This is a genomic window from Paenibacillus sp. RU5M, from assembly GCF_900221055.1.
GTDB classification, from domain to species: Bacteria; Bacillota; Bacilli; order Paenibacillales; family Paenibacillaceae; genus Paenibacillus; species Paenibacillus marchantiae.
Window position 1 is genome coordinate 155,151 of sequence record NZ_OBQM01000002.1, and the last position, 18,902, is coordinate 174,052.

An 18,902-nucleotide genomic window follows, 5' to 3' on the forward strand; every position below is an offset into this window, starting at 1 on the left:
TTCCTCCTCTATTCATCGTATAAATGACACTGCACTTCACGGTCTGGAGCGACGAATCTTTTCTGTGGAACGACCTGTCGGCATGTCTCCATAACGTATGGGCATCGGGTATGAAAAACACAGCCCGCAGGTGGATGAAGTGGCGATGGAATCTCACCGCTTAATACAACTCTTTCCCTTTTGGCACGGGGATTCGGGATCGGTACCGCAGACAATAATGATTTGGTATAAGGATGCAGAGGATCGGCGAACAAGGCTTCCGCGGGCCCCTGCTCCACCATCTCGCCCAAATACATCACACCAATACGGTCGGCAATATGGCGTACAACGCTAAGGTCATGTGCAATGAATAAATAAGAAATGCCGAGCTCTTCTTGGACCTCTTCCAGCAAATTAATGACTTGGGATTGAATCGATACGTCCAGCGCTGATACGGGTTCATCACATATAATGAGCTTCGGTCCAAGGGCCAACGCTTTGGCGATGCCCAGCCTTTGACGCTGACCACCTGAGAATTCATGGGGGAACCGCTCGTAATGTTCTTCACTGAATCCAACTTTGCGCAGCAACGACATGGCTGTTTCCATTCTGTCCCGTTTGTTGCCCTTCTTGTGGATTAATAGCGGCTCTTCAATGGAGTAGCCAATGCGTTTACGAGGGTCCAGCGAGGTGTATGGATCCTGAAATACCATCTGCATATGCTGCCTATAGCTTCGCAGTTCTTTTTTGCTTAACCCCAGAATATCCGTGCCCTCATAAAATGCTTCCCCTGATGTTGGCTCAACAAGTCTGAGAATCGACCGACCGAGTGTGCTTTTACCGCAGCCGGATTCGCCCACCAGGCCAAAGGTTTGTCCTGTGTGGATGTCAAAGGATACCCCGTTGACGGCCTTGACTTGCCCCTTGGTTCTGCCAAAAGAAGATCGCACAGGGAAATGTTTATTCAGATTGCTAACCTGCAGCAGCGGCTTCGACTCAACCAATGATTTCGAGTTCATGTGTCTCCTCCTGAATCGTTGCTATTCCGGGATACCAGCAGCGTACCGAATGGTTCTCGTCCACCTGTTTTAAGGAAGGCGCTGCCCGTAAGCATTGTTCATCCGCATAAGCGCATCTTGGAGCGAATCGGCAGCCTGTTGGAACCTGATGCAGCGCGGGTACCGTTCCCTCAATGACGTGAAGCTTGCTGTGCTGTTCGCCATCAATACGGGGAATGGATTTCATTAAACCTGACGTATACGGATGCTGGGGATTGAAAAATAAATCGTCCACGCTCGCCTCCTCCACGACCTGTCCAAGATACATGACAGCCACTCTTGTACACGTCTCCGCGACTACACCCAGATCATGTGTAATCAGGATGACACCAAGTCCCGTCTTCGCTTGCAGACTTTCAATCAGCTCTAGGATTTGCGCCTGAATCGTCACATCCAGTGCCGTCGTCGGTTCATCTGCAATAAGCAGTTTCGGATTACAGGCAAGCGCCATGGCAATCATGACCCTCTGTCGCATCCCTCCGGAGATTTCATGCGGATGTTCATCCACCCTCTTCTCCGGTGAGGGAATACCTGTCATACGCAGCAGATCCACGGCAGCAAGACGCGCCTGTCTGCCATTCATGCCTTGATGCAGCTTCAAGCTCTCGGCAATTTGTTTGCCAATCGTCTGAACCGGATTCAGGGAAGACATGGGGTCTTGAAAGATCATGGAGAGTTCATTGCCACGTATGCGTTCCATTTGTCTTTTGGACAAGCTTAAGAGATCGGTACCTTCGTAGAGGACTTCACCCGAGTAATCCACGTAATCTTCATCAAACAGTCTAAGAATGGATTCGGCGGTTACGCTTTTCCCGCAGCCGGACTCACCTACGATGCCCAACGTCTCCCCGGCAAGGACGTGGAAGGAAACACCTTCCACCGGGTGAATGGTTCCTTTTTCGGTTGAAATGGACACTTTCAGGTCCTTCACCTCAAGCAGGGGTTGTTTTCCCACGACGTCTCCCCCTTTTCACCTTATTCGCATGTGGGTCGAGCAGATCTCTAAGGCCATCGCCGAACAGGTTCAGACCCAGTACAACGAGCACCAGGAAAATACCCGGGAAAACAGTCATCCACCAAGCGTTGTAAATCACCGTTTTCCCGTCAAAAAGCATATTCCCGAGACTTGGGGACGGGGAAGGAATACCTGCTCCAAGAAAACTTAGAGAAGCTTCCGTCAGGATCGATACGGCAAAAATAAAGCTGGATTGGATAATGAGCGGAGACAGCGTATTGGGCGCCATATGAATCCAGATGATGCGCCAGCTGCTTGCTCCCTGCGCATGTAATGCTTCAATATAAGTTAACTCCCGAATGACCAGCGCCTTGGAACGAATAATCCGGGCCATCGATGGAATGAAGATAATACTTAGGGCGATAATGACATTGCCCGGATTCGGGCCAAGAGCCGCCATGATGGAGATGGCAAGCAAAATGGACGGAAAAGCAAACAAACCATCACAGATGCGCATAAAGATGTGATCCAGCACCGAATAACTTGCAGATAAAAGCCCAACAATCATACCGATCAAAGAAGACACAACCGTAACAGCGAAACCAACCGCAACTGAAATACGCAAACCGTAAACGGCGCGAGTGAATACATCACGTCCAAAGTTATCTGTGCCAAATATGTGCTGCCCGTTGGGGCCTTTGAGTCGATTTACCGGATCAATCTGTAACGGCCCGTATGGTGTAAGCATCGGCCCCATGATTACCAGAAGCACAACTACAAGCAGAATTCCCGCCCCTGTGGTTAACAACTGATTATGCATAAAGCGTCTGAATACGATGCGCCTGTTCTTCCTTTTGTGAAGTCCTGACGTAGCGATGGTGGTATCCGGATTGGTTATCAAGTTGTCTCCACCCCCTTCATTTCTTGCTTAATCGAACTCGTGGATCGACCAAACCATACAACAAATCAACGATTAGATTTACAAACACATAAGCTACCGTGACTAGCAGCACAGAGCCTTGAATAACCGAGTAATCTCTTCGACTAATCGAATTGACGATGAGCTGCCCCACTCCCGGAATATTGAATAGCGTTTCTATAACCGCAGCACCAGTAACGAGCCCACCGAACGACTCACCAATAACTGTGAGAATAGGGATGAATGCAACGCGTAACGCATGTGTATATACGATCGTTTTTTCTCTGACACCCTTGGCTTTGGCGGTTTTGATAAAATTGCCGGACATCACATCCAGGATGGAGGATCTTGTCATTCGGGTAATGAGCGCTGCCTGAATGATGCCGAGCACGATGCCAGGGAGCAACAGGTATTTGATATGCTGCCATAGCCCCTCACTTAACGGTTGATACCCTGCAACGGGAAGCCAGCGCAGCTTCACGCTAAAGAACATGACCAGCAGTGAACCCAACAGAAAACTCGGAATGGAGATGCCCAGCATGGAGAAACCCATCACCGATTGGTCCACGATGGTCCCTCTTCGCTTGACCGCTGTAATGCCGAGGAACAAGGCAAGAAACACACCAATCACCTGGGCAATGATCGCAAGGGACAATGTAGGCGCCAGTCGTTCAAAAAAAGCCTCTGTCACAGGCTTGTCCAGAAAGATGGACTCCCCCAAATTGCCGGATAACAGCCCCAGCAACCAAATGCCGAATTGCTCATAGATTGGTCTGTCCAACCCCAGCTTGCTTCTTAGCTCATCGATATCGGCTTTGCTCGCCTCTTCACCCAGTAGAATCGCAGCGGGATCACCAGGTGTGACATGAATGATAGAGAACACAACGATTGCCACCACAAAAAGGACAGGTATCAAGGACAATAACCGACGAACAATATATCCACCCATATGAGGGCCACCTCACTTTCCAATGGCAAACGGAAAGGCGTATTCCTGTGGAAGCGATTCTACGCCTTTTCATCCGTTGCCTTCCTTATAACTACTTGTTATTGGTTGTATTCCAGAAGATCGGGCCCAAAATGTTCTGGAAACCACTGATATTTTTCGATAGCGCTGTAACCTGTTTGGTATGCCCGATCTGAGAGAATGGAACTTCGGTCCATACAAATTGCTGCAATTCGTCAATGAGTGGCCTTGCGGCCTCTACTGAATCGGACGTCCGGATTCCTTGAAGTAGCTCGCTCAGTTTCTCGCTTTTTAGCAGCCCTGCACCGCCTCCCCAAAACGCATACTGGTAGAACGTAGGCCGGAATGCATAACTCATCGGGTAGATATCCCACCCTGTGCCTGTCCCGAGTTTTTCTTGCAATGTAGGCCAATCATAGACATCCAGCTTAACCTTGACGCCAATCGACTCCAGCTCCTGCTGCAAAACAACGGCTACGTTATATTGATCCACATAATCTCTCGTCGTGAAAATTTTGATTTCTTCGCCGTTATAGCCTGCTTCTTGAAGCAATTGCTTTGCTTTATCCGCGTTAGCCTGGCTGTACGATTCCTTACCTGCTTCTGAATACCAATTCGGATATTCGGGTAGAACCAGAGAGGATGTCTTCACATAAAATTGTGGATCACGGAATGCCGATGTAAGTATGTCATCCACATTCTGAACGGCATTGACAGCCTGCCGAAGTTTGACGTTCTTGAACAAGCCGTCATTACTGTTATAGAAATATCCAATCATGCCTCCCGGACTGAGAAAGGTTTGCAACTCGGGATTGTCCGCGATCTGCTGTTCATTATCCACAGAGATATTCAGTGCAATGTCATATTCCCCGGAAGTAATCCCGGCAAGGCGGGTTGACTCGTCTGTTACGAATCGGAAGTACAGGTCATCGACCAACGCTTCCTTTTTGCCGCCTGCTCCATCACTCGGCTCGGTCCGGGCGGAGTAATCATCATACTTTTTCAAATGAATATACTGATCCTGCTTCCACTCCTCCAATTGAAACGGACCTGTACCGATGAATGATTTGATACCTTTATCATCTGCTTTATCAACCACTTCTTTCGGATAAATCGCCGCAGCTGGAATCGGATCAGCAAGAAGTTGCAGTGTTAGCAGAAAAGGTGTTTTCAATTGAAGTACGACAGTATACGGGTCCGTTTCTTTGGCCTTGGCACCCACAAAGTTCGCTTTACCATGACTCGACAGTTTGATCCAGCGATTCAGGGAAGCGACAACGTCCTCCGCTTGCAGTTCCTTGCCATTATGAAACTTCACACCTTGGCGCAGATGGAATGTATAGGATAACTTGTCGTCGCTGATCTCATAGGATTCAGCCAGCAGCGGAATAACCTGTGCATCTTTATCCAACGTTACCAGCTGCTCGTAGATCTCGCGTGAAATATCCTTAACCGCTGTATTGGAAGACACATGTGCATCCAGTGTGACCGGTTGTGTTGGATAGCCAATGTTCAGTGCCCCGCCTGTCTTGCCTTCTTCCGATGTCTGCTGTGCTGGAGTTTCACCGGTTGTTGAAGAGGCCTGTGTATTCTGCTGGCCTTCTCCACCTGAAGCGCAACCTGCCAGAAGCAGGAATGCCAGAATCATCATTAAAGCAGGCTTGGTATGTTTTCTCATCATGTAACCCCTCTCGCTCTCATGCATAATGTTAAATCCAATTTCACTGTCCTAAATGATATACAAGTGTTCATGTCGGATTAGTGAAAATTGGTATTTTCAGGCTAAGGGAACAGAGGTCTTTTGTAAAATAAGCAATCGTAATGTGTTGATTCATTTTTTGTAATCTACGAAAAAGCGTGATTCTCTGTACTTCCAACTATTCCGATGGTAATATACAACTTAAATTTCATCCTTTATCTGGAAGGAGTCACGAACATGACAACGATACAACGCTTGGATGCTGCACTTGCGGCACATATCGAGAAGGTTGAACATTATAAACAGGTACAAACCCTGCTTGCCTGGGATGCTCGCACAGGGGCACCTCGAAAGGGCGCATCCTACGCCGCACGAGCCAAAGCAACATTGGCTGGAGAACTATTCAAGTTACAGACCGATGCTGATTTCGGTTTGCGACTAGAGGAAGCAGCACAACAAGAGGACCTTGATGAGCTATCCAAGCGAATTATTGCAGAGCATTGGAAAACGTATAAACGCTGGAGTGCCATTCCGATAGAGGAATATCAGGCATTTGTACAGCAGCAAGGTTTTGCAAACGCCGCTTGGCTGGAAGCCAGGGCTGCCAATGATTTTTCCATTTTCGCTCCGCATTTGAATCAGATCTTCAATGCAAGCTTGAAGTTTGCCGGATACTGGGGATACGAGCAGCATGCATATGACCCACTCGTGCAGCAGTTTGATCCTGACCTGGATAAGGTAACGTTGGATCGCATTTTCAGTGAGCTGAAATCCGCTCTAATACCACTGATCCGTCGTATCACCTCTTCCGCTAAACAACCGGACACATCCATATTCAACCATCCCTTCCCACTTGAACAGCAGCGGCAGCTTGGGATCGAGCTGTTACAAGCCATTCGCTACGACTTTGATGCCGGGCAATTCGGTGCAACCGTGCACCCATTCAGTTCTGCCATCAATCCGTACGATGCACGTCTCGCAGCCAAATTTGTTGAAAATGACGTTCGCGTTTCCTTGTGGAGTGCTTTACATGAAGGAGGCCACTCGCTCTATACACAGAATATTGACCCCAACCTGATACATACTGGACTTGGGATCTTCACTTCGTACGGCATTCATGAATCCCAATCGATCTTTTTCGAGAAATTCATTGGCAGACATAAAGGCTTCTGGGAAAACAACTATTTTATTTTGCAAAAAATCAAACCTGAAACGTTTGGCCATGTGAGTTTGGATGACTTTTATTTTGCTTTAAATGCAGTAAAACCAACGTTTAACCGTTTTGAGGCCGATGAACTTACCTACAACCTGCATCTCATTATTCGGTATGAGTTGGAGCAAGCCATTATTGCTGGAGAAGTGGATTACGAAGGATTGCCTGAAGCATGGAATGATAAATATGAGGAATATCTGGGGATTCGTCCCCCGACTCATCTGGAAGGCATATTACAGGATGGACACTGGAGCGCAGGATTTGGATTATTCCCTTCCTATACACTCGGGTTTGTCTATGCAGCACAAATACACAAAGTCATCCGCCGTGAACTTCCCGATTATGATCATTTGATTGAATCAGATCATATTGAGACAATTACCGGATGGCTAACAACTCATATTCATCAATATGGTAAATCAAGATCGGCGGACGAGCTAATCAAGTCCATCAGCGGAAAAAGTATTGATACCGCTCCATTGATTCGTTACTTAACGGATAAATACGAGCAGCTATATGAACTGTAATGATTCTGTGATTCTGCACACAACAAAAAAAGCGAGAGTAGTTCCTCGCTTTTTTTGTGTATCATTTTTTAAATGGAATGTTGTATGGATTGTTGCCCCCTACCAGCTCTACCCATTTAAAATCCTTTTCTTCAAAATACGATTCACTTGCTCCGAGCTGACCAGCATCAGGATAAGGAAAACAAGTACAACCATCGGGAAAAATCCGATATTGGTTTTCGCAGCGAGAACGCCAAAAAGCGGAGGAAGCAAAGTCGTTCCTGTGTACGCCAGTGCCATTTGGTATCCCATCAATCGGGCAGAATTCGCTTTGCCGAATCGAGTTGGAGTTTCATGCAGAAGTCCGGGATAGATGGGTGCAAGCCCCAATCCAATTAGCATAAATCCAGCCAGTGCAAACGAAATCGATAATGGAAGCAATAAAATGATTCCACCCACAATGGCGGTCACTTGACCCGCCAGAATTAACACTCGATTTTTTATTTTTAACGTGATAAAGCCTGTTATCAATCTGCCTATCGTAATACCACCGTAGTATAAGGAGATCCATCCTGCAGCCGTTTCCGCCGAGATGTTTCTTGCTCCTACCAGATAGCTGGCTCCCCATAAACCGACCGTCGTCTCCACGCCACAATAAAACAGAAATGCAATCAGTGAGTTTTTGACTCCCTTAATCTTCAATACATTCCGTTCGGGTCTGTTCTCACTCTGTACTAACGTGTTGTCCGCTTGCACAAGATCTGATTCGTTGTTCATACTTGCACTCTCCCGACTTGCAGCAACACGCTTCCACAACGGCAACGTGGCAAACAAAATCAGGACGAGACAGCACTGGACGACGGCTACAGCTGTATACCCGCTTCTCCAGGAATGATGTTCCGCAATGTAATACGACATAATGATAGGCCCTGTCGTCGCGCCCACACCCCAGAAACAGTGCAGCCAGTTCATATGGTGTGCCTTGTAGTGCTCTGCTACATAATTATTCAGCGCAGCATCAACGGCTCCAGCTCCAAGACCCAGAGGAATGGCAAGAATGACGAGCCATACCAATGAAGGTGCGAAGGAAAATCCAAGGAGTGCTCCGGCAGTCAGACAACAGCTAATTAACGTAACCTTGCCTGTTCCCCATTTTTGAATAACCGTGCCACTGGCCAAGCTTGAAACGATGGTTCCCGCTGCAACAACCATTGACAGAATTCCTGCTGACCCAAACGAAGCGCCAAGTTCAGGCCACATGACGGGCCAGGCTGAACCTAGTAGGGAGTCCGGAATCCCCAGACTGATAAACGCAAGGTAGATAATGATAAGAAACCAAGTTGCCATAAATAGATCCCTTCCCTGCATATAAATTAAAAGTAAATGAAACACAATAATGCTGATTAAACTTCTTTATTTATATACTTTATAAAGTTCATTTATTATATTGCGTCAAAAATTTTTCTTTGTCAATAGATCGTATCAGCCAAATTAAAACAGCCGCCGATCTGGATGAGAAACTCCAGATCAGCGGCTGTTTTTCGGATAGGTAGCATTATTCAATGATTAATTGATTAATAGGTGACATAGCCCTCATAGGTAACAGTCCACGTATAGCCTGTCTGACCATCGACTGATTTTAATGTAAGTATTCCCCTGTACGGATCAACATTATAACTTGCTGTCACCGGGATATCACCAAGCGTTGGGAATTGAGATTTGGGTAGAATGGTCTGCCAGGTTATATACTTTTGTGCGTAAGGAACTACTTGTGTACTTTCTGGTAAACTACTTGTTGAAGTTGAAGGTACACTAGCTGCAAAAGATGTAGAGCCTAGAGTGAAACATGCAACGACAGTTAAAAGACCGACCATAAGTTTCTTTTTCATCTTCATCTTCCTTTCGTTTTGGAGTACAGTTCTATCATATAAGACAGGCTTCTATTAAAATGTAATATTTGTCATATAGTGAAAATATTTGATGTAAAATGTGTGAACTATTATTTGATTTTTAAGTATATAACTTAGTTAATGTGAACACATACTGATCTTTTCTCTTCTCACATCATCCAACAACATAAGAAAAAGGCGGCTTATCGCCGCCTCCATCTTAACGTCTCTCAACATACAGGAGCTTTAGCCGATTCAACGGGTCTTTTACCTGCCCACACGTCCTGAACGTAACGGCCCTCCGCCTGGAGCTGATTGAGCCAATCTTTTGCCTCCTGAAGGGTTGCACCTTTCGCCTTCTGGTATGCTTGCCTCAAAGTCTCTTCGACGGCGGGAGCCATTTGGCTTCCGTCACCACATACGTAGATTCTCCCTTTTTCATCAAGCAAATGGAGCAACTGCCCCCACTCCTGATTCATCAGATGCTGCACATACGTTTTGGGCTTATCCTCCACACGTGAAAAAGCTGTGTGCAGCTTGACGATGCCTGCCTGTTCGTATTGTTCAAGTTCTTGACGATATATGAAATCCGAATCATTCCTGCAACCAAAGAACAAATGTGCTTCACTCAGTGGCAATCCTCTCTCTTTTAGCACAGATCTGGCCTGGAGGAAACCTCTGAACGGTGCAACACCCGTCCCTGGACCCACCATAATAATTGGAACATCCGGCTCTTCTGACAGCTCAAATCCGGGTTCTGGCGTACGTACAAACATCGAAATACTCTCTCCCGTCTGGCAGTCTGCCAGATAGGATGAAGCCACACCACGGAATTCACCGTTGCCGCTCCAAGCAGGCTCTTTCACAACGGACACTGTGATGCTCGCCTGCTTGGCATTAAAGTGTGGAGAGCTGGATATAGAGTAATACCTGGGTTTGAGTGGAGACAGCAGTTCAAGAAATCTTTCGAACGGCAGTTCACAGGCCTCATACTTTTCCAGCAGTTCCAGCATGGTAGTTCTGTTTTCAAGTATATGTTCCCTGTAGTTGTTCTCTTCGAGCATCGCCTCCAGCTCACGCTTATGAGGTGGGCACACCGTATTGTTAGCTAACTCCCGCAGCTGCGTTCTTGTAACAGGTGCTTGCAGCTCAACGCAGGAACGGAGCAATTCATTCACTTTGACAGGACGGTTCAGAGGAAGATGTGTCAACTGTGTCTCGTTCGAAGTTAATTGGATCTGAACGTCCCCTTTTAATCCGAAACGATGCAAGATGCGATTCACGATTTCATCTGCATTTAGGGGCAATACGCCAAGATGATCGCCTTCTTTATAGGTCATGCCTTTAGGCAGCAGCATCTCAATATGACGTGTACTCCGCCCACTATCCATGGCCTGAAGCTCTTCATTTACCACTATAGTGGCATAGCTGGCATTGTAGGTTTGTGCAAGTGGCAGATCGGCTTTCTCGCGAACAAATTTCATTTGAATTGTACTTCGTGAGGAGTGCTCCATAGATTCCTCGCTAATCCCCAACGCTTTTAACATTTGGGGCCACAACATCCGCTGCCACTCTTCCACTTGTTTCTCCATATCCCCGCCTGCATCGGCTTCTCCCCGAGGTAACAGCCTGTTGCCTCCAAAGCTCGCAAGCTTCTCATCGACCAATCGAGGAATGCTCTGGTAGGTACTGGACCAGCTCCGATCCCCGCAGCCCAGAACTGCATAGGTCACACCTTGCACCTTCTCTGACTCGGCTTCCTTTAACCACTCGATAAATGCCGCTGCATTTTGCGGAGGTTTACCATTGTACGAAGCTGTCACGATGAGAACGATCCCTTCTTTGGGCAGACGGCCAATCCATTCATTCAATGTTGCGGCTTCGCTTGGAATTCCATAGGAACGGGCTTTCTCTGCAAAAGCTCTGGCAATGCCTTCTGCCGTCCCCAGGTTGGAGCCGTATAGAACCAGTATGGTTGGATTGGCATTTACGGAAGTCGTCATCGATTCCTTCATAGCACTATGACCAGCTACATTTGTATGCATACCCTGATCCTGATTCGGCTTTTCATCCGAGTGAGCAACAGATGTACTCAATTTCGGTGAAACGGCCCGTGCTCTCACCTGTATTCGAAAATCGCCTGGTTTTAACGTTAACGTTTGTTTCACATCCAACTGATAGTTGCTATAGTCTACCAGTTCAAAATGTTTGAGTACCATCCCGAGTACAAGGGTTGCTTCATATAGAGCAAACTGCATACCGATACACGCTCTCTCTCCATTGCCAAACGGTTTATACGCATGGTGAGGCACTTGAGTCGTATCTTTAAAACGTTCCGGTCGGAATAGCTCTGCATCCTCTCCCCAGGCGCCTTTGTCACGGTGAAGCTGAGGCAGAAGAATACTGCAGCTCTCCCCTTTTTTCAGTGGATATTTGCCACCTATGACGGTGTCTTCTTTGGCATAGACGTCAAATCCCGGGGCGGTTGGCCATAGACGTAGCGATTCGCTAAGAATCATGCGGATATAAGGAAGCTGAAGGATTTCTTCGTACTGTGGTGAGTCACTCACCAATACCCGGTCTACCTCATCATAGGCCTTTTGAAGTGCTTCTGGACTGTTCAGCAAAAAATAAAGGGCAAATGATAACAAACCACTCGTCGTTTCATGTCCGGCAATGAGGAACGTAATAATCTGATACCGAATGTTCTCATCGTCCAGCGTTTCTCCGGTTGCCGGATCTTTGCCATTCAGCATACGAGCGAGCAAGTCAACCTCTTCAGGAGCAGCACTTGCTTTACGTTCCTCAATAATCTGATCAACTAATGAGAACATCGTTTGGATGTCTTCCTCGAACTGTCGTTTGGTTTTCACCATTAGCAGATTTTGGATTTTCAAACGCGAGCTTTTCTGCATAGCTTCATTTAATGCACGGACCATACTTTCGATAAAAGGACTGTGGTCCTGTCTGTAAAAGCTGTTAAATCGATAATTGAAACCGCATAGTCCAATAGTATCCAACGTAAGTCGTGTCATGTCGTCTGCTACATCAATGGTGTCGTTGGAATTCAAACGTGCCCATTTGTTTATCAATTGTTCGGCTATGTCGACCATCATCGGATGATAACCCTTCATCGCCTGTTTACTAAAGGTGGGAAGCAAAATATTATGTGCCTTTTTCCAGTTCGGCTCGGATGTTCTGCTTGTAAATAAACCATCACCTCCAAAGGCACGTACATTTTCGAGTTCATTGTATACAAATTTATCAAAACGAGACACGTCACATAACTCAGCCACCAAATCTGGGCCAGATACAATCAATCCGGAATAACCAGGAACGGTCAGTCGATATATCGGTCCATATTCCTCAGCAAGCTGTCCAAGGGACAATGTTGGTTTCTCTTTATCAATCAAGGGCAGATTCCCGAGCGGTCCGTACATTTTGGGCTGTGGAACGTTAGTTGCAATGCTCATTTTAAACACCCTCTCCCAGAGTTTAAAATGATAGTAATATCTATCATTTGATACAACTATAAACCGTTAACGGATGAAAATCAAATATTGGGCTTATGCCAATAACGGACGGAACTAGTCCAACTTAGTGACAGAGAAGACCTAGTAAAAGATCTACTAAACACAAAAAAGGAATCGCGTTTGCAATCCCCTTTTTGATCTGATCTATTATGTTGACTTATTGTTTATGCAAAGTACTGGACAAGGAACCGTACATCGTTATTCTACGGGTTTAAATGTTTACCGCGCTCATCCCAAGCTTCCATATTAAGCTCACTGTTAATCGTTACAGCGGTTAATGCACCAAGGGATGCCGCAGTAATGGCCTGGTACAACTCCGATGCTGCATCTCCAGCGCTGAACACACCCGTTACGGTCGTTTTGCCGAAATCATCTACAACGACCGTACCTGCATCCGTAACCTCACAGCCTATCGTCTGCGGAAGTTCTGATCCAGCCGTTAGTTTCGGTCCAAAGAAAATCCCTGTGCACGAGATTTCGGTACCATCCTCTAACACCACTTGCTGCACCATGCCATCGCTTGATTCAATGGATTGAATTGGAGAGTCCCATACCGGAACTCCATGCTGCTTCAATTCCTCCCGCTGCTCATCCGTTAATTCATCCGGTCCATTCGTGCAAATAGTAAACTTGCTTGTCCAGCCGGAAATGGTCTTGGCCATATGAACTGCCTTCGCTCCATTCACAATGATGACAAGCCGTTGATCTCTTAATTCCCAACCATCGCAGTAAGGGCAGACAAAAGCACTCTTGCCATATACCTCTTTCAACCCGTTAATATCAAGTGGTAGATCTTTTTTCCCAACTGCAAACAAAATTTTCTTCGTGCGATAGACGACTCCTTGGGCCGTTGTAACTTGAAAATCACCATCTGTTCCTGTCACTGAAGTCGCTGTGTCCCCTACAAAATGAACAGACGGGTAAGCGCTAATCTGTTCTTTCGCAACCTTCCGAAATTCACGTGGACTTGCTCCATCTCTCGTCAGAAAACCGTGCGTTTCACGCGTAACCCAATTGCGCGGGCGTTCATCATCTATGACCACAACATGTTTGCGAGCTCGTCCTAGTACAAGTGCAGCATTAAGACCCGCTGGTCCTCCGCCTATAATTAATACATCCATCTTTTGATCCATATTTAACACCCTTTCCAGATATTCAATGTCCTTTATTGTTACAAAAAAAAGCCTATACTGATTATACCTTGCCGCTTGCAGCTATTCTCTAATAGCAAAAAACGTAATAGGAGATCACTCGATACCTTTAAAGATCTCTTATATCTACAATAAACAAATACAACTCAACATGCAAGAAAAATATTCTTTTCTTGTTATCGCTGCTATTTGGTTTCAATGACCTGTATCACAGAAAATCATTTTTAACAATTAAAAAAAACCGTGTTTTTAAATTGTTCACAATCAAATGACATTATTTTAAAACCTAAATCGTTAATTAATTCACATAGTGTATTGGATGCTATAATAAGACCACGAGATATATAAGAATAGATATAGGAAGTGAGTTCTTGAAAACATTGAATAAAGGGTCACGGCCCGAAATCAGCCTGGAGTATACTAGCTCGATTCCGAAAGTATTCTTTGATACGATCAAGATCGGAATTATTAAATCCAATCTAATCGCCATGTTTGCCGGTTTAAGTTTGGCTTTGTATGTATTTGATGCATCCATTTTAGCTAATATTGTACCCATTATCCTCTCTGTCATCGGGTCTTCCCTGATTATCGGAGCGGCAGGGGTGTTTAACAATTTGTATGATCGGGATATCGATGCGATCATGGAACGCACCAAAACACGTCCGACGGTAACTGGTCGTGTAGATACCAAAACAGGTTTGATCCTCGGTATTGCCATTACGATTATCGGGGGCATCATGTTGTATATCGCTTCCCCTTCGGCTGCCGTATTCGGCATATTGGGACTGTTGTTGTACGTGTTCCCTTATACGATGTGGACCAAGCGGACAACGGTATACAATACGGAAGTAGGAAGTCTTTCAGGCGCTGTTCCTCCACTCATTGGTTGGGCAGCCATTTCGCCAGAACTGGGTCATTATGAAATTTGGGCTTTGGTTGTTACCATGCTGTTGTGGCAGATGCCTCACTTCTATGGCATTGCCATCCGGAGATTTGACGAATACAAAGCGGCTGGCGTTCCCATGCTTCCTGTTGTAAAAGGAATCAGACGGACATACATCCAGACAAATGTTTATCTGGTATTGTTGTTATTCTCCAGCTTCTTGTTCTGGCCGCTGAGCCCGTTCATTGCCATTGTTGCGTTTCTGGTAAGTTTGGCATGGCTTATTCTTAGTGTGGCAACTTTCGATAAGAAAGAAACCAAGAAATGGTCACATAAAATGTTTATTTTCTCCATTAACCACATCACGATTATCTTCCTGGTTATCATTGCGTATTCATTGATTGCACAGCTGATCAAATAAAGATTGACCCAATGAGGAATAATAAAGCCGTACAGATCTTAACTCTTTCAAAAAGAGTTGTCTGTACGGCTTTTTTCATTTTTATATATCGTATATCTTATCTTATCCCACTTTAACCGGTGTTTGCTCACCTTGCCATAGTAATTGCATCTCTTCATTTGTAGCAAGCAAATCTGATAAGCTGCCCTCGGCCTCAATTCGTCCATCCTTCATGACGATGATATGATCTGCCTTCGCAAGTGCTGCTCTGCGGTGAGACACCGCAATACATGTAACATCCGGCTCCTGGAACAAACCTTCCCAGACCTGTTGCTCGGTTTCCACATCCAGTGCACTGGACAGATCATCGAAGATGAACAAGTCCGCTTCCGTCATCAGCATGCGCCCAGTTGCTGCGCGCTGGATCTGACCACCAGACAACATGACACCTCTTGGACCTACGGATGTTTCGAGTCCTTGATCCAGGTTTTGAATATCCTTATCCATTACAGCCAATCGTATGGCTTTTGCAAGTGCGACTTCCGTACGGCCCTGTTTGCCCTGAACAATATTCTCTTTCAGCGTATCACTGAACAATCGAGGTACTTGCGGCGTATATGCTGCTCTGGGCGGCATCAGGAAGGTAGCGGGATCTACATCTTTACCATTCCAGCGAATCGTGCCCTCTTGTTTGGGCAGCAGTCCCAGAAGTGTGCGGACCAGAGTCGATTTGCCAGAACCGATCCGTCCAGTGATGACCAGAAATTGTCCCCGCTTCACACGGAAGCTGATATCCTGTATTCCATTTGCAGAATGTGGATATTGGTACGCCAGATTGCTGATCTCCAGCTCTCTTAGCTTCTCTTTGGGATCTCTCTGTTCATTAGGAAGCTCAGGCGGATCTTCATTCAGATAAGTCTCTCTGAAATCCATGATCCGGTCTTCCTCACCAGGACGAAACAGGGTTCTCATCCGGTCAAATGATACTTTGAGCCGTTTATGCTGAAATACCATATAGCCAAACAATGAGATACTAAAGCCAATATTCGCTAGATAACTGGTGAACAAGGCAAAATTACCTACGGTGAAATTGCCAGATTTCATCTCAGCTGCACACATCAGGAGAATGAGACCTGTACAGATACTGAGCACATGCTGATTAAGTGATCTCATCCACTGCTTGAACAGATTATCCCGGAGTGCGGCTTGACGACGTTCTTCATTGAGTTTGTTAAAACGAGTAGAGACATGCTCTTCTGCCTGCCCAAGTTTCAGTGCCTGCACCGCTCCAAAGGTTTCGGCAATGAAACTGGTAATTCTCCCTGTCGACTCACGATTGACCTGAGCATATCGACGAGCCCGATTACCTGACAAGTTATTCAGCAACGTCACGACTACTAGGGGCAATACTGCAACTAGAGTGATTTTCCAGTTAATGTTCGCCATGATGACGATGGATACGATAGCGAACACAAGCCTTCCCCAAAAATCCACCCAGGATTCTACGTACTCAACCACTTCATCTACATCATCCCGAAAGCGACTCATCGCCTCCCCCGGTGAAGCTGGCAGATTACGTCCTGGCCAGCGCATAATCCCAGCGAGCATGTTGGTACGCAGAATGGCCTGAATATGGTAGATATACGTGATCCATGCATAGAATGCGGCAAAAAACGTGCCTACTCTTACCGCTCTGATCAAAGCAATGAAGATCAGCGGAGCAGCCAGCCACATATAATCACTGGAACCCGCCGTTGCCCGGTCAAAGAACCACTGCATGCCGATCCCTATTGCCAGCGGCAAAGAATGAAAGATGCACCATGACAATCCGTTAATCAAAAATAGAAAAGGCCTGAATCGAAACAAACGGCCTATAAATCCTGTTACATTCACGCCAATTCCTCCTCTCGCCCTGTAATCAGCAATCTGGCATAATGTGAAGCCGGATCGCTGGCGAGTGCTTTTCTGGCTCCGAATTCCAGTACCTTGCCATCACCCAGTACCATAATCTGATCGACCTTCTCTAAAGTAGCCAGGCGATGCGCAATAATAATTCCCGTACATTGCTTCATCAACTGATCGATGGCAGACTGAAGCATGCTCTCTGTAGCGGCATCCAGCCGTGAGGAAGGCTCATCAAGAATAACCAGGCTAGGTTCAGTCAGAAATACTCGCGTCAAGGCAAACAATTGAGCTTCCCCAGCGGACAATGAAGAACCACCTGCCTTCAGATGTGTATCCAACCCTGCCGGTTGTGATTCAATCCAATGACTTAATCCAAGTCGATCCGTTGTCTCCTTAATAATTTGATCCGAGACATCCTGGTTGAACAGCGTTAAATTATCTCGCAACGTACCGTCGAACAGCTGTACATCCTGCGTAACCATACCAACCCTACGGTAAAGTGCAGGCAAGGTAAGCTCTGTAATATCTTTGCCACCCACACGAATTGTTCCGCTATCCAGATTGTACAAGCGTAGAAGTACCCGACTGAGACTTGACTTGCCGCTACCTGTACGACCGATGATGCCCAGCCGTTCGCCAGGTTTAATGGCAAAGTTAATATTCTGCAATACAGGTTTATCCTCGTTATAACTGAAGTTCACCTGCTTGAATTCCAGACCAAGCGGCCCTTCTGGCAGCTGATCCTCTTGTCCGTTTTCGATCTCACTGCGCAAAGACAACAGTTCTCTTGACCGAAGCATACCTGATTTCGCCTTCTGAAACTCTTGAACCTGATCGCCCAACATCTCAATCGGATCATTAAGCATCTGTGTGTATTGATATATCAGAAACAGCGTTCCGATGCTGATGATGCCTTGCATGTAGTAATGAACACCGAGCAGAAGTACTGCCGTGACTGCAAGGGCGAACAGAATGACCGTCGTATTCCAAGGAATAACCCGAAGCAGCCAGGCTTTCCTTCCTTTTTGAAATACAACACGCATCGTGCGATAAAAACGATTCATTACATACGGGACATGCCCGTTCGCTTGAACATCTTCAATTCCCGCAATACGCTCTTCAATTAATCCGAACAAGGTTGCACTCGCTTCCCGCTCATTTTTGGAAGAATTTACTCCCAGATTCCGAATGATCACCATAAACAGAATCGATAATAATGTAAACACCGTCATGACGATCGCAATCGGTACGTTTACGCTGAACATAAATCCGAGGATTCCGGCAAGCAAGACAAAGCTCCCAACCACTTGCACAATGAACATCGCGAAGAAGTTGGAGATACTCGTCACATCACCATCCACCCGTTCAATCATCTCTCCCGGTGTCTTCACATTATGAAACCGCATATCCAGACGCAGACAATGCTTCAGGAGATCTCCCCGTAATCGGTTCGTTGCCCGCCAGGCCACATCGTTACCCAGATAACTTACGGCTACTGTAATCAGTTGATTTACAACGGCAACAACCAGAAACAATCCGGCAAGCTGGAACAGGTTAGAAAGGACTCCCCCACTTGCGGCCGTATCAATGAATCGTTTGATAATTTGTGGATTCAGGAGCTGCAGTCCCGTTGACGTCAGCAACATCACCATAAGCAAGGCCAATCGTCCTTTGACGGGTTTTAGATATTGTAGCAGCCAGGACATGGAGCGTTTCTCTGTTTTGGGCATAGCCCCTCACCCCTTCGTATAACATTTCTATTTTATTTTGTGATTCAAAGCATTTTAGTTCCTCGCTAAGATGAATCATACATAATAACAATAAATGCAACATTTCCAACCCGTG

The 18,902-nt window shown here is 46.2% G+C and carries 13 protein-coding genes; 2 read left to right on the top strand and 11 right to left on the bottom strand.

The features are described 5' to 3' along the window. Positions 1–8: 8 nt before the first annotated feature. From CRO25_RS06485 to CRO25_RS06505, 5 genes are all read right to left on the bottom strand, one after another. A complete protein-coding gene (locus CRO25_RS06485) occupies positions 9–998 on the bottom strand; it encodes an ABC transporter ATP-binding protein (protein ID WP_063563553.1) in 990 nt (329 codons plus the stop codon). Then, positions 976–1,992 carry an ABC transporter ATP-binding protein gene (locus CRO25_RS06490; RefSeq protein WP_072732671.1) on the bottom strand — a complete coding sequence of 339 codons (1,017 nt, stop codon included), beginning with the start codon at positions 1,990–1,992 and terminating at the stop codon, positions 976–978. Before CRO25_RS06490 ends, CRO25_RS06485 begins: the two co-directional genes overlap by 23 nt. After that, positions 1,970–2,893 carry an ABC transporter permease gene (locus tag CRO25_RS06495; protein WP_372828753.1) on the bottom strand — a complete coding sequence of 308 codons (924 nt, stop codon included), beginning with the start codon at positions 2,891–2,893 and terminating at the stop codon, positions 1,970–1,972. The genes CRO25_RS06490 and CRO25_RS06495 overlap by 23 nt, the downstream gene beginning before the upstream one ends. Positions 2,894–2,909: 16 nt before the next feature. Further along, the gene (locus CRO25_RS06500; protein WP_079694385.1) at positions 2,910–3,860 is read right to left on the bottom strand and encodes an ABC transporter permease; all 951 of its coding nucleotides are present in this window, start codon (positions 3,858–3,860) and stop codon (positions 2,910–2,912) included. A gap of 91 nt (positions 3,861–3,951) precedes the next feature. Continuing rightward, positions 3,952–5,559: an ABC transporter substrate-binding protein gene (locus CRO25_RS06505; RefSeq protein ID WP_063563551.1), complete on the bottom strand. Its 1,608-nt coding sequence runs from the start codon at positions 5,557–5,559 to the stop codon at positions 3,952–3,954. Between the two features lie 255 nt (positions 5,560–5,814). Here CRO25_RS06505 and CRO25_RS06510 point away from each other — a divergent pair, with 255 nt between their 5' ends. After that, entirely contained in the window at positions 5,815–7,317 is a 1,503-nt protein-coding gene (locus CRO25_RS06510) for a carboxypeptidase M32 (protein ID WP_179132102.1), read from the top strand. A 108-nt stretch (positions 7,318–7,425) separates the two neighbouring features. Here the strand turns inward: CRO25_RS06510 and CRO25_RS06515 are convergent, their stop codons facing one another. The 4 genes from CRO25_RS06515 to CRO25_RS06530 form a co-directional block, all read right to left on the bottom strand. Beyond that, entirely contained in the window at positions 7,426–8,643 is a 1,218-nt protein-coding gene (locus tag CRO25_RS06515) for a sugar MFS transporter (protein ID WP_079694387.1), read from the bottom strand. A 227-nt stretch (positions 8,644–8,870) separates the two neighbouring features. Beyond that, positions 8,871–9,185, bottom strand: a complete 315-nt coding sequence (locus CRO25_RS06520; protein ID WP_063563548.1) for a hypothetical protein — start codon at positions 9,183–9,185, stop codon at positions 8,871–8,873. Between the two features lie 230 nt (positions 9,186–9,415). Next, positions 9,416–12,658, bottom strand: coding sequence for a bifunctional cytochrome P450/NADPH--P450 reductase (locus CRO25_RS06525; RefSeq protein WP_079694388.1), 3,243 nt, complete (start codon positions 12,656–12,658; stop codon positions 9,416–9,418). 263 nt (positions 12,659–12,921) lie between these two features. After that, positions 12,922–13,851, bottom strand: a complete 930-nt coding sequence (locus CRO25_RS06530; protein WP_079694389.1) for an NAD(P)/FAD-dependent oxidoreductase — start codon at positions 13,849–13,851, stop codon at positions 12,922–12,924. A 398-nt stretch (positions 13,852–14,249) separates the two neighbouring features. Between CRO25_RS06530 and cyoE the strand changes: the two genes are divergently transcribed. After that, positions 14,250–15,173 (top strand): heme o synthase, encoded by a 924-nt coding sequence (cyoE, locus tag CRO25_RS06535; RefSeq protein ID WP_371121420.1) that lies wholly within the window; start codon positions 14,250–14,252, stop codon positions 15,171–15,173. Between the two features lie 102 nt (positions 15,174–15,275). Here cyoE and CRO25_RS06540 read toward each other — a convergent pair whose 3' ends face one another. Both CRO25_RS06540 and CRO25_RS06545 read right to left on the bottom strand, forming a co-directional pair. After that, a complete protein-coding gene (locus CRO25_RS06540; protein WP_063563544.1) occupies positions 15,276–17,045 on the bottom strand; it encodes an ABC transporter ATP-binding protein in 1,770 nt (589 codons plus the stop codon). Next, positions 17,042–18,787, bottom strand: a complete 1,746-nt coding sequence (locus CRO25_RS06545; protein WP_072732664.1) for an ABC transporter ATP-binding protein — start codon at positions 18,785–18,787, stop codon at positions 17,042–17,044. The genes CRO25_RS06540 and CRO25_RS06545 overlap by 4 nt, the downstream gene beginning before the upstream one ends. Positions 18,788–18,902: the final 115 nt, after the last annotated feature.